Source organism: Streptomyces sp. SID5785 (assembly GCF_009870065.1).
GTDB lineage: Bacteria > Actinomycetota > Actinomycetes > Streptomycetales > Streptomycetaceae > Streptomyces.
The window spans coordinates 1-12,742 of the sequence record NZ_WWIA01000303.1; the positions used below are offsets into that span (position 1 = coordinate 1).

The following is a 12,742-nucleotide window of genomic DNA, read 5'->3' on the forward strand; positions in this document are numbered from 1 at the left end:
CCCGCGCCCCTGAAATGCAGGCGCTGCGCGCCGCATTTCCCCGATGGAGGTAGCGGACGAAGTCCGCACCTCCAGGGGCGCGGGGAACTGCGCGACCAGCCCCCACGGACGGAGAGCCGGCGACGGACGCGTCAGCGGGCGGACCGGTCCCCCTTGCCGCACGCGACCCCGTCCCCGTTCCGGTCGAGGCCCAGCGGATCGTCCCGCCCGTTGACGCGGAGCACCCCGTAGTCCCGCCCGGCAAGCCAGGCGCAGCGCCCCCGCGGCGAGGACGCCACCTGCGGCGGGAAGGCCGTGGGCACACAGACGTTGGCGGAGCCGTAGTGCCGGTCGCACCCGGCGATCACGGGGCTGACCGGCGCCGACGTGCGCGCCGCCCGCTTCCCCTTCGGCTTCGCCGCGAGCCCGTCCGCGAACGCGTGCACGTGCGGCGACACGGCCGTCTCCCCCGTCGGCGCCCCGGTCAGATGCACCCACTGCGCGACCGACGGCACCCCGTTCGCGTCGACCGCGAAGAGCATGTACCAGCCGGGCGGCGCCAGGTTCGGGTTGGGCGTGACGTTCAGGTCGACGTTGGCGCCGTCGACGGACAGCGGCAGGTCGACGTAGCGCTGGTTGGGGTCGGACGAGTGGGTGACCGCGGCGGGGCGGATCAGTTCGGCCTTGGCGATCGGCCGGTCGACGGTGATGCGCTGGGTGTCGCCGTACTTCCACTCCTTGTCGATGACCGACGTGATGGCGGGGCGCTCGCCCTTGAGCAGGTAGGGCGGGGTGTAGATCGACACGTTGTGGTTCCAGCTGCCGTTGCCGGGGTTGTCGCCGGTGGTCATGACGCGGCCGTCGGGCAGCAGGAACGCGGACGAGTGGTAGCCGCGGGCCTCGGGATCCGGGGCGACCGGGTCGAAGGCCGTGGTCGCCGGGTCGAAGATCGACGACTCGTACACGGGGTCGGCGCGGTTGTGCAGGGCGCCACCGGTCTCCAGGACCTTGCCGTCGGGCAGCAGCACGGCGGAGACGTACATCTTGCCCTGGGCGCCGGTCTCGGGCTGCGGTCCGGCGCCGAGGTCGACGGTGCCCTGCGGGAGCGGCGGCCCGGCGACGTAGGCCGGGTTCGGGTCCTTGAGGTCGATGACGTCGACGAGGCGGCCCGCGTCCGGGTTGGAGTCGATGTTGCCGCCGCCCATCGTGAGGACCTTCTGCTCCTGGGCCGGGGGCAGCAGCACGCTCGCGGACTGGTCGCGCTCGTCCTTGGACCGGAGCCCCGGGACGTCCGTCACGGTGTTCTTGTCGTAGTCGTAGAGCGAGGCGCCGGTGCCGGGCGTGCCGTTGCCGAAGACGTGGCTGCCGGAGTAGAAGAGGCGGCCGTCCTGGAGGAGGATCATCGACGGGTACAGGCCCCAGTACGACCAGGTCTGGTTGACCTGCGACGCGGGCAGCCACTCCCCCTTCGCGGCGTCGAAGCGCTCGGCGGTGACGGACCCGGTGGAGTCCTCGCGCAGGCCGCCGAAGGACATCACGTCGCCGTTGCCCATGACGGTCGCGGACGGGTACCAGTGCCCGTCGTTCATGTCGTTGGTCCTGCTGTAGGTCTCGGTGGCGGGGTCGAAGACGTAGCTGTCCTTGAAGCCTTCGTAGCCGTGCGAGCCGTCCTTCGCCGGGTAGGCCTTGTTGCCGCTCATCACGAGGACGCGGCCGTCGGCCAGTTGGACGTGTCCCGCGCAGAACATGTCCTTCGGCGTGGGGATCGTCGTGTACGTGCCCTTCTCGGGGTCGTAGACCGCCGAGGTGAAGGTGCCCGCCTCGAACATCTCCTCGCTGTTGCCGGAGCCCGCGATGAGCAGGATCTTCCCGTTGCGCAGGACGACGGAGTGCATGGAGCGGACCGGGTTCTGCGTGGGCAGGACGTCCCAGCGGCCGTCGGCGCACTCCTCGGCGGTGCCCGTGCACTCCGGGTCGGGGACGGCGTCGGCGACCTGCTCCATCGTGTAGTCGTCGGTGGTCGCCGACCCCGTGCCGTACACGGACACGCCCCAGCTGATGCGGTCGGTGCCCGGCGGGACCTCGGGCGTGCGGACCGACGCCTCGGCCCAGCCGGCGCTCATGTCCAGGGTCTTGAGGTCGGTCCAGTACTGCCAGCCGGCCGTCGCGTCGTGCCGGAAGAGGGTGATCGAGGCGTCCGGGGTCGTCGTCCGGTACCAGAGCCCGAGGTCGTACTGCTTGCCGACGGTGACGGGCGGCGCGCAGTCCGCGGACTCGGTGACGAGCGCCTTGCGGTCCCCGTCGACGCGGCGGGTCAGCTCGACCTTCATCGCCCTGTCGCCGGTGTGCGCGTCGTCGGTGGCGGTGAAGGAGAAGTCGTTGTCGCCCCAGCCGGACTTCTCCCAGCACGCGGGCATGTCGCCGGTGCCGGTGCTCTCGAAGCCGGGGTTCTTGACGAGGTTGGCGGCGGAGGCGGGCTGCGGCACGGCCATCAGGAGCGAGGCGGCGAGCGCGGTCACCCCCGCGAGGGCCGTCCTGCAGGCGGGTCTTCTCGGTCTCATGCGGCGGCTCCCGTGGCGGTCTCGGCCGAGGTCCCGGCCTGGTCCGGTGGGCCGGACGGGCCGGGTGTCCCGGGCGTGCCGGGCCCCGTCCGTGAGGTCCTGGCCTTCCCGGCGTAGACGAGCGCCTCGGTTCCGGCGAAGCGCAGGACGAACGTGGTGACGAGGGCGAGCGCGGTGGCCGGCAGCACGGCCATCCCCAGCTCGCGCACGAACAGGGCGATCAGCGGGATGCGCAGCACCAGGTCGGCGTTGGCCAGCACGGCGAAGCGGGCGGTGCGGTCGGCCCAGTGGCGGTGCCGGCGCCGCTCGCGGAACAGGAGGCCCTCGATGAGCAGGAAGTTCCAGACGACGCCCGCCTGGTTGGCGAGGATCTCGGCCGGCAGGTAGTGCACGCCGGTGCGGGTGAGGGCGGCCAGGGCGAGCAGGTTGGGCACGAAGCCGGTCAGGCCGATCAGGCCGAACACCAGCATCCGGGCGAGCGGCGCCGCGGTGCGCAGCTCGACGAGGTGGCGCAGGTAGCGCAGGCCTTCGCGGAGCGTGGACTTGGACGTGCCCGCGTGCCGCTCCTGGAAGACGAACGGCACCTCGGCGACGGTCAACGGTCCGTTGCGGACGGCGAGTTCGAGGAGGATCTTGTAGCCGAGGGGCTTGAGGGCGTCCGGGTGGACGGCGGCGCGGCGGATCGCGAAGAAGCCGCTCATCGGGTCGCTGACGCCGCGCAGGGCGCGCGGGAAGAGGCCCTTGGCGAGCCAGGTCGAGGCGCGGGAGACGGCGACGCGGGAGATCCCGGACAGTCCCGCGCGGCTGCCGCCGGGCAGGTAGCGGCTGGCGACGACGAGCTGGGCGCCCTCCTTCTCGCCGGTGGCGACCAGTTCGGGGACGAGGGACGGCGGGTGCTGGAGGTCGCCGTCCATGACGACGACCCAGTCGGAGGTGGCGGCCCGCAGTCCGGCGACGACGGCGCCGCCGAGCCCGCCGTCCGGTGCGTCGCGGTGCAGGACGGTGACCGGGAACGGGCAGTCCTGGGCGATCTCGCGGATGACGCGGGGCGTCTGGTCGGTGGAGTCGTCGACGAAGAGCACCTCGCAGGGCAGCCGGGCCGGTACCGACTCGGTGATGCGGTAGAGGAGTTCGGCGACGTTGTCCTGTTCGTTGAAGGTGGGGACGACGATGGTGACGGCCCCGGGTTCGGGCAGTTCCGTGCCGTCGGGTGCCGGGTCGGTGCGGTGCTCGGGGCGCATGCTCATCGGGTGCTCCCTGTCCGGATCCGCCGGATCTCGATCCGGTCCTCGCCCGCGCCGAAGGTGGCGACCGGCGTCGAGTGCTTCAGGGCGTCCTTCACGTGCGGCAGGTCGGCGGCGTCGCGGCGCACGGTCGGTGAGGCGACGACGTAGTCGAGGTCGCGCCAGCCGTGCGGCAGGGTCTTCGTGACCGCGGGGTCGAGGTCGGCCTTGTAGAACCAGATGGCGCCGAGTCCGGGCGCGTACCCGGCGTGCACGAGGTCGAGCCAGAGGGCGTCGTCGACGAGGACGCGGGTGCGGGCCGGGTCGGCGACCTTCGTCGCCATCCAGTCGGCGGCGCCCCGGTACGGCGCGTTCGCGTCGACGGTCATGGCGGTGCGGTCGCCGTCGTACCAGCGGGGTGCGACGAGGGCGGCGGCGCTCGCCGCGAGGAGGGCCACCGCGGTCAGGCGCAGTCCGCGCGGGGCCCGGCCCCGGTGGACGAGCGCGTGCACGACACCGGCCGCGGCCCCGGCGAGGACGAGCGCGAGGAACGGCAGGGCCTGCACGACGTACATGGCGGGCAGGTAGCCGGACGGGCGCATCGCGACGAGCGCGAGCACGGCGACGGCGAGCGCGGGTCCGGCGAGGGCGCGTGCGGTGACCGACCAGCGCAGGGTGACGAGCAGGAACAGGGCGGCGGTGAGTCCGCCGAGCGGCAGCACCTTGTCGTAGTAGAGCCAGGAGTGCAGCACGCCGTGCGAGCCGGAGCCCGCGTCGAGGACGAACCCGGAGCCGGGGCGGCCGAGCTGGTAGGTGATGCCGTCCCACAGCGAGACGTGGCCGCCGCCGGGCAGCAACTCGCCCTTGAGGAGCGCGAACAGGGGGTACGAGAGTCCGACGAGCGCGCACGCGGTGATCGCCCCGGTCAGCGCGAACTTGCGGGTGGCGGGGTGCCCGTGCCGCCACATCGTGACGAGCAGCGCGGGCAGCAGGACGAGCATCGTCTCCTTCGACAGGACGGCCGTCGCGGCGGCGACGCCGGCCGCGAAGTGGTGCCACAGGTGCCGGTTCGGGGAGGCGGCGAGGCAGAACGCGAGGAGCATCCACATCACGGCGATGTTGTCGAGGAAGATCTCGCGCTGGAGGACGACGGCGAGCGGCGACAGGCCGAACAGGCCCATCGCCAGGCCGGCCGCCCACCGCGGCAGGCGCAGCCGGCGGGCCAGCACGTAGAGCAGGACGGCGCTGACCGCGCTGACGCCGAGCATGGCGAGCCGCATCGTGCCGACCGTCATGGCGGACGGGTCGGCGAGGGACGGGATCCAGCTGACGGTGGCGAGCTGGAGCCAGCCGAGCGGCGGGTGGTCGTACCAGTAGGTGTAGTGGGCCAGGCCCTCGCCCTGCTGGACGGCCCAGGCCTGGGCGAGGTACGTGCCCTCGTCGTCGCTGAAGTTGGGGTAGCCGCTGATGTTCCAGCCCTGCACGAGGACGATCGCGGCGAGGAGCACCCCGCACAGGGCGAGGTCGGCCGGGGAGCGCCGGAAGCGGACGGCTCTGAGCGGGGTGCGCAGGCGTGCGGGCACAGGTGTGGTCTGCGCGACGGGCGTGGAGCTGCCCGCCGCGGGAAGAGTGGCGGTCACGCGGGAACGTCCTCTCGGGCGGCGCGCTCGGTGGGCAGATGCGCGCCCACATGACTGGTGAGCTCCCAGTCGCCGCGGCCGCGGTGCTCGCGCCACACGGCGCGGATCGCGGCTCCGGCGAGGAGCACCTGGTAGAAGGGGCCGCCCGCGACGAGCTTGAGGTAGTGCACGAGGCGGACGCGCAGGCCGTACTGCCGGCCGAAGTCGTGCAGTCCGACGACCTCGAAGACGAAGGTCACGAACGCGGTGACGGCGGGCAGGAAGGTGATGAAGGCGATGCCGACGGGCACGTCCATGAGCAGGGCGACCGCCGCGTTGAGCGGGATGATCAGGCCGGTGAAGGCCTGCATGAACGGGGTCATGAGCGTGTACCGGGCGAGGAGCCGCTGCCGGAACGTGGGCAGCTGCTTCCAGTCCTTCTTCCGGTAGACCTGGAGGAATCCCTGGTTCCAGCGGGTGCGCTGCTTGAGCAGGGACAGCAGGGTGCCCGGGGTCTCCTCGCGGGTGACCATGTCGGAGTCGTAGGCGACGACGACCTTCTTGCCGGTGCTGGACAGGCGCACGCCGAGGTCGCAGTCCTCGGCGAGGCAGTCCGGGTCCCAGCCGCCGGCCTCGCGCAGCACGCTCGTGCGGACGAAGACGGTGTTGCCGCCGAGCGGGATGAAGCCTTTCTGGGCGTGCAGGTGCAGCCGGGAGCGGAACCAGAAGAAGTACTCGAGGCAGTTGCGCAGGCTGTACCAGCTGGAGTGGAAGTTGATCAGCTGGACGCCGCCCTGCACGACGTCGGCGCCGGTGTCGCGGAAGGCGTGGTCGACGTGGGTGAGCAGGTCGTGGTGGACCTGGTCCTCGGCGTCGAAGACCCCGACGACGTCGCCGCGGCAGTGCGGCAGCGCGGTGTTGAGCGCCTTCGGCTTGTTCTTCCTGTCGTGGGTGTCGACGACGACCCGGACGCGCGGGTCGCGGGCGGCCGCGCGCTCGGCGACCTCGGCGGTCTCCGGGTCGTCGTGGCCGACGATGACGATGATCTCGAAGTCGCGGTGCCCGGACTCGAGCAGCCGCTGGATGGTGTGGTCGAGCACGGCCTGCTCGTGCCGGGCCGGCAGGAGCAGCGAGAAGGACAGGGCCCCGTGATCGTCGGGGCTGGCGAATCGGGTGGAGGCGAGCACTTCCGGCGTGCGCCAGGCGTGCATCTGCCACCACAGCGTGAAGGCGGCCATCCAGAACAGGGCCAGTGAAACGGCCGCGACGAGCGCAGCACTGAGCATGGTGCCGGCATCGGACATGCCGACAGCATCGGTCGCAAGCAAACAGATCCCCCCAGATCCCCCCAGGCATGACGAGTCGTCATGCCCACCCCACCGATGAAGCGAGGATATGGGGAACCTGTGAAGACGGGGGGCCTGTTCGGATAAATACCGTGCTAACCCTGCGTTTCGCCCAAGATACGGTTCAGTCCGGCCACATCCGTCACGGGGGCATCACACACGAAGTGATGGCATACGTAAGCGGTTTCCCGCCCGTCCACCTGCGGCCGGTCGGCGAGCAGCGGCAGTTCGTCACCGCCCTCGGGCCCCGCGGCGACCACGGCGCCCGGCGCCGTCGCGATGAGCGCCGCGTGGTGCAGCCGGCCGCCGACCTCCCCGACGACGGCGATCTCGCGCGGGCCGTCGAGCAGTGCCTCGCCGACCGCGAGGCCGTTCCCGATGAACCGGGGCGCGCGCGGACCGAGCGCCTTCACGACGCCCGAGGCCCGCTCGGCCGCGGTCCGGTGCGGCTCCGAGCCGGTCTGCGCCGCGTACGACAGGAGCGCGCCCGCGGCGGCCGTCCAGCCGGACGGGGTCGCGTTGTCGGTCGGGTCCTGCGGCCGGCGGATCAGCCGCTCGGCGTCGGAGGCCGTGTCGTACAGGGCGCCGCTGTCCGGGTCGGTGAACCGGTCGAGCACGTGGTCGAGCAGGAACCCGGCGAACTCCAGCCACACGCCCTCGCCGGTCACCGACGCCAGTGTCAGGAAGCCCTCGGCGACGTCCGCGTAGTCCTCCAGGACCCCCGCGTTCTGCCCGGCCCGCCCGTCCCTGCTCGTCCGCGTCAGGCGCGCGGAGGGGTCCATGTGCAGCCGCACCAGCAGGTCACCGGCGCAGACGGCGGCGTCGACGAGGTCCTGGCGGCCGAAGTACGCGCCGGTCTCGGCGAGCGCGGCGATCGCCAGCCCGTTCCACGCGGCCACCACCTTGTCGTCGCGGCCCGGTGCGGGACGCTCCGCGCGGGCGGCCAGCAGCCGCTCCCGGATGCGCGCCTGCCGCGCCGCGTCGGCGACGCCCGCGTCCTGCGGCAGCCGCAGCACCGAGGCGCCCTCCTCGAAGGTGCCCTCCTCGGTGACCCCGTAGAGCGCGGCGGCCACGGCCCCGTCCTCGGCGCCGAGCACCTGCGTGAGCTGCTGCGGCGTCCACACGTAGTAGGCGCCCTCGACCTGCTCGCCGCTGACCGGGTCCGCACTGTCCGCGTCGAGTGCGGAGGCGAACCCGCCCTCGTTCGTGCGCAGTTCGCGGACCATGAAGTCGGCGGTCTCCAGCGCGATCCGCCGGGCGAGCTCACTGCCCGTGGACCGCCACAGGTGCGCGTAGGCCCGGCAGAGCAGCGCGTTGTCGTACAGCATCTTCTCGAAGTGCGGCACCGTGAACTCGCGGTCCACGGAGTAGCGCGCGAAGCCACCGCCGAGCTGGTCGTAGATCCCGCCGCGCGCCATCCGCTCGCACGTGTCGACGGCCATCTGGAGCGCGCCCTCGGCGCCGGTCCGCGCGTGGTGGCGCAGCAGGAACTCGATCACCATGGACGGCGGGAACTTGGGCGCTCCCCCGAAACCGCCGTACGTCGCGTCGTACTCCCGGGTCAGCCCGAGCAGCGCCGCCGCGAGCTCCTCCTCACCGGGCATCTCCGTGTTCCCGTACGGGAGTTCACGCTGCGCGAGATCCGCGGTGATCTTCCCCGCGACCTCGGAGACCTCGCCGCGCCGGCCCGTCCACGCGTCCCGCACCCCGCCCAGCACCTGGGTGAACGACGGCATGCCGTGCCGCGGCTCGGGCGGGAAGTACGTCCCGAAGTAGAACGGCTCGGCGTCCGGCGTCAGGAACACCGTCATGGGCCAGCCGCCCTGCCCCGTGGCCGCCTGCACGGCCTCCATGTAGACGGCGTCGACGTCGGGCCGCTCCTCGCGGTCCACCTTGATGTTCACGAAGTGCTCGTTCATGACGGCGGCGGTCGCCTCGTCCTCGAACGACTCGTGCGCCATGACGTGGCACCAGTGGCAGGCCGCGTACCCGACCGACAGCAGCACGGGCACGCCGCGCCGCCGCGCCTCCTCGAACGCTTCGGGCGTCCAGGGCCACCAGTCCACGGGGTTGTCGGCGTGCTGGAGCAGATACGGCGACTGGGATTCGGCCAGGCGATTCATACCGGCATCGTCGCACGAGCCCGCGGCCGCGGCCGGGAGCCCCCGCCTCAGTCCGCCGGGTCGCCCGGGTGCGCCGCCGGGCCGCCCGCCGCGTCGAGCGCCGCGGTCCGCCGGACGCCCGCGACCTGCCGGTAGGACGCGTCGAGGAGTTCCGCGACCTCCTGCCAGTCGACGTCGTCCGGGCCGGTGCCGCCGCCTGCGGTGAGGTCGAGGCCGATCCATCCGGACGGGGCGAGGTAGGCGGGCGCGAAGAAGCGCGGATCGTCGGCGAGGGCCGCCCGGTCCCCCTCGTCCGGCAGCACGAGGAGCGCCTGGTCGTAGGGGACGCGGGTGTCGGCGGTCCCCTTGGTCGAACCCCCGTACCAGGCGAAGAACTTGCCGGCCCGGAACCCCGGCCGCCCGTGCGCCACCCGCTCCTCGGCCCCCGGGAACGCAAGGGCCACGCGGCGCAGCCGCACCAGGTAGGGGTCGTCGTCGTCGAACATGACGGGATGAGGCATGGCTGGATGATGACAGCCGGAGGCGGCGCGGCGCCGCATTGTCCGGCCGGACGCTCCGCCGGGCCTCTCGCGCCTTCCCCCCGTACGCAGGACACTTGACCGTGAACGGACGTGATGTCGACCGGAGGGGGACCGAGTATGCGAGACAGCCATCGGGCGGAGGCCGAGCGGCTGTTGGCGCGGGCCGTCGAGGAGGAGGTCAGGCGCTCCGGCGGCCGGGTCGACGGGAACGTGCTGCTCGCGCGGGCGCGCGGTGCGCTGGACGCGATGGGGCAGACCGCGGTCGAGGAGTACGCCGCCTACACGGGGGCGCTCGACGAGGCGTCGGCCGGACAGATGACGTTCGGCCAGCGGTTCGCCCGGGAGAGCGGGTCGACACCGCTGATGGTGGCGGGGGTCGGGGCCGTCACGGCGTGCGTGGCCGACCTGGCGCTGGGCGCGGGGACCGGGGTCGCGGTGGGCGCCGGGGCGGCCGTCGCGGTGCTCGGGGCCGCGGCGACCGTCGCGAAGGTGACCGCCGCGCATCTGCCGGCGGCGAGCCGCAGCGCGGGCGCGGCGAGCCAACCGGGCGGCCACGAGCAACTGCGGCTGCAGTGGCTGACCGCGCTGGAGGTCCGGGGCATCCGGCCGTTCCTCGACCAGCAGCGGGTGCTCGCGGCGAGCACCGGCACGGGGACGGGCGGCAAGAAGACCGCCGTGCCGCAGCTGCGGCGGACCGACAAGAGCGCGGCGGCCCGGCGGCGGACGGTCCTGGAGCAGTCGTTCGGCCAACTGCCCGAGCCGGACGGCCCGTTCGCGGGGCGCCGGGCCGCCCTGTCGCAGATCACCCAGTGGGTGCACGCGGCCCGCGCCAGTACGCAGACGCGGCCCACGGTCGTCGTGCTGCACGGGGCGCCCGGTTCGGGGCGCACCACGCTGGCGGTGCGGGCGGCGCACGAGCTGCGCGACCAGTTCCGCGGGGCGTGCGTCGTGGACCTGCGCGGGGACCGCTCGGACGCGGCGCCGCTGTCCACCCGGGACGCGCTGCTGCACCTTCTGAACCGGCTGGGCGCGCCGCGCGAACAGCTCCTGTTCCGTGAGCGCTCGGCGCCGGAGCAGCAGGTCAAGCGGCTCGGCGAGCTGTATCACCAGCATCTGACCGGGCTGCCCGTCACGATCGTCCTCGACGACGCGGCCGACGCCCGGCAGGTGCGCACGCTCGTCCCCGAGCGTTCGGACAGCCTGGTCGTCGTGACGTCCAGGAAGCCGCTCGACCTCGGCGACGACACCCCGGCGTGGGTGCACCACCTGCCGGTGGAGGCGCTGGACGTGGCCGGCGCCGAGGAGCTGCTGCGCGAGGCGGCGCAGGACGCGGACGGGCCCTACGACGCCGAAGCGACCGAGGCCGTACGGGAGTTGTGCGGCGGGCTGCCGCTCGCGCTGCGGATCGCGGGGTCCTCGATCGGCCCGCGCTCGCCGCGCGCGCTGGCGGCCGATCTCGGCGCGTACGGGCCCGTGGAGCCCGTCGAGCGCGTCCTGTGGCTGCGCTACACCGACCAGCCGGAGCAGGGGCGGCGGCTGCTGCGGCGGCTCGCGCTCGCCGGGCGCGCCTCGCTCGGGGCGCCCGCGGCGGCGGCGCTGCTCGCCACGGACACCACGGAGGCGACGAAGCACCTGACGGCGCTGGCCCGCGCCGGGCTCGTCGACCATGTGCGCGGCAGCCGCTACCGGCTGCACGACCTGGTGCGGGCGTTCGCGCAGGCGCGGCTCGAGGACGAGGAGGAGCCGGCCGAGCGCACGGCCGCGCAGGAGCGCCTGATCCAGAACTACGCGGACCTCGCCGACTCCGTGATCCGCCTCGTCGACGGGAACATGTCGACGCGCGCCGGGCAGATGGGCCCGCACGGCTTCACGTCGCTCGACGCCGCGCTGCGCTGGCTGGACGACGAGTCGAGCTTCATCACGGCGGCGCTGCGGCACGCGGAGGGCGTCAACCAGGACGCGGTGCTCGGTCTGCTGGGCGCGCTGTGCGACTACTGCCTGCTGCGCGGCGACCTCTACCGGCTGGGCGAGATCAGCGAGCTGACCCAGGCCATCGACCAGGGGCTGCTGGTGCGCTCGGTCCAGTGGCGCACCGGTATCGCGGCCCGCCAGCTCGGTGAGCTCGACAAGGCACGGACGACGCTGTCCTCGGTCGTGGACCTGTACCGGGAGGCGCACCACCGGGCGGGCGAGGCGCGCGCGCTGTGCTCGCTCGGCATCACGCTGCACCACCAGGGCCAGCTGACGGAGGCGAGCGCGAAGCTGCGCGAGGCGCTCGACCTGCAGACGACGCCGGAGACGAAGGGCGACCGGGGCTGGACGCTGCACGCGCTCGCGGCGGTCGAGCGGGACCGGGCGCACGTGCGCGAGTCGCTGGTGCTGCTGACCGACGCGTTCACCCTGCACCGGGAGAACGAGTCGCTGCACGGCGAGGCCTGGGCGCACTTCCAGCTCGGCCAGCTGTGTCTGCGCATGGGCCAGGTGCCGCGCGCCGACGACGAACTGCGCGCCGCGCTCGACCTGTACGGCCGGACCCGGGACGCACGCGGCGAGGCCTGGGCGCTGACCCAGCTGGCGCGCACCCGGCTCGTCGACGGCGACGCGTCGGCCGCGGTCGACGGCCTGCGCCAGGCCGCGTCCCGGCACCGGGAGAACGAGGACGCGCGCGGCGAGGCCTGGACGTACTACTACCTGGGTCAGGCCCTGGAGGAGACCGGGAACCTGGACCAGGCGGTCCGTGAACTGGAGCGCTCGCGCACGATGTTCTCCCGGATGCGCGACGTGTACGGGCTGGCCTGCGCCCGGCACCACTCGGCGCGCGTCACCCGTGACCAGCGGGCCGCGCAGACCGGTTCGCTGCGCAACTCGGGCTTCGCCCGCCAGCTCCTCGTCGACGCCCGCGCCGACTTCCAGCGCATCGGTGTGACGCACGGCGAGGCGTGGACGTGCCTGGAGCTGGCGGTGGTGGACGCCGGCAACACCCGGCTCCAGCAGGCCCTCGACCTGTGCGAGGAGGCCCGCGGCCTGTTCGCCTCGTACGGGGACCGGCGGGGCGAGGAGTGGGCGGCGTTCCTGCGCTGCACGCTGTTGCCTTACTCCTCGCCGGGCGGCTCCGAGGTCGGCACGGCGGTCGCCCAGGAGGAGCTGGCGGCCCTGACCCGGGACCCGGCGCCGGCCCGCGACGGCAAGCTCGACGACTACGTGACGGCGTACGCCCTGCTGCTCGAACGCGGCGTCGACCTGGACGCGGGCTGGCAGGCCTGGCGCCTCGGCATGGTCCCGAACCGGCATGCGCGGGACGTGATGGGGGTGACCGACTGACGGGGCGGACGGCCGCCGGTCACGGCCGGCCTCGACGGGGCGGACGGCC

General features: G+C 73.4%; 7 protein-coding genes. 1 reads left to right on the top strand and 6 read right to left on the bottom strand.

The genetic code is table 11. The annotated features are described in order from the left end of the window. Positions 1-131 precede the first annotated feature (131 nt). The 6 genes from GTW43_RS09615 to GTW43_RS09640 form a co-directional block, all read right to left on the bottom strand. The gene (locus GTW43_RS09615) at positions 132-2,540 is read right to left on the bottom strand and encodes a galactose oxidase early set domain-containing protein (protein WP_161301211.1); all 2,409 of its coding nucleotides are present in this window, start codon (positions 2,538-2,540) and stop codon (positions 132-134) included. Further along, positions 2,537-3,781, bottom strand: coding sequence for a glycosyltransferase (locus GTW43_RS09620; protein ID WP_161301239.1), 1,245 nt, complete (start codon positions 3,779-3,781; stop codon positions 2,537-2,539). The genes GTW43_RS09615 and GTW43_RS09620 overlap by 4 nt, the downstream gene beginning before the upstream one ends. A gap of 2 nt (positions 3,782-3,783) precedes the next feature. After that, positions 3,784-5,403: a phospholipid carrier-dependent glycosyltransferase gene (locus GTW43_RS09625; protein WP_161301212.1), complete on the bottom strand. Its 1,620-nt coding sequence runs from the start codon at positions 5,401-5,403 to the stop codon at positions 3,784-3,786. Next, positions 5,400-6,668 carry a glycosyltransferase gene (locus GTW43_RS09630; RefSeq protein WP_161301240.1) on the bottom strand — a complete coding sequence of 423 codons (1,269 nt, stop codon included), beginning with the start codon at positions 6,666-6,668 and terminating at the stop codon, positions 5,400-5,402. Before GTW43_RS09630 ends, GTW43_RS09625 begins: the two co-directional genes overlap by 4 nt. A 155-nt stretch (positions 6,669-6,823) precedes the next feature. Next, positions 6,824-8,851 (bottom strand): thioredoxin domain-containing protein, encoded by a 2,028-nt coding sequence (locus GTW43_RS09635; protein WP_161301213.1) that lies wholly within the window; start codon positions 8,849-8,851, stop codon positions 6,824-6,826. 47 nt (positions 8,852-8,898) lie between these two features. Continuing rightward, positions 8,899-9,351: an MmcQ/YjbR family DNA-binding protein gene (locus GTW43_RS09640; protein WP_161301214.1), complete on the bottom strand. Its 453-nt coding sequence runs from the start codon at positions 9,349-9,351 to the stop codon at positions 8,899-8,901. 138 nt (positions 9,352-9,489) lie between these two features. Between GTW43_RS09640 and GTW43_RS09645 the strand changes: the two genes are divergently transcribed. Then, positions 9,490-12,693, top strand: coding sequence for a tetratricopeptide repeat protein (locus GTW43_RS09645; protein WP_161301215.1), 3,204 nt, complete (start codon positions 9,490-9,492; stop codon positions 12,691-12,693). The last annotated feature ends 49 nt before the right edge of the window (positions 12,694-12,742 follow it).

Excerpts from the sequence above, each read along its gene's own strand:
- GTW43_RS09635 (WP_161301213.1), bottom strand. The coding sequence starts at position 8,851 with ATGAATCGCCTGGCCGAATCCCAGTCGCCGTATCTGCTCCAGCACGCC.
- GTW43_RS09630 (WP_161301240.1), bottom strand. The coding sequence starts at position 6,668 with ATGCTCAGTGCTGCGCTCGTCGCGGCCGTTTCACTGGCCCTGTTCTGG.
- GTW43_RS09620 (WP_161301239.1), bottom strand. The coding sequence starts at position 3,781 with ATGCGCCCCGAGCACCGCACCGACCCGGCACCCGACGGCACGGAACTG.
- GTW43_RS09640 (WP_161301214.1), bottom strand. The coding sequence starts at position 9,351 with ATGCCTCATCCCGTCATGTTCGACGACGACGACCCCTACCTGGTGCGG.
- GTW43_RS09615 (WP_161301211.1), bottom strand. The coding sequence starts at position 2,540 with ATGAGACCGAGAAGACCCGCCTGCAGGACGGCCCTCGCGGGGGTGACC.
- GTW43_RS09645 (WP_161301215.1), top strand. The coding sequence starts at position 9,490 with ATGCGAGACAGCCATCGGGCGGAGGCCGAGCGGCTGTTGGCGCGGGCC.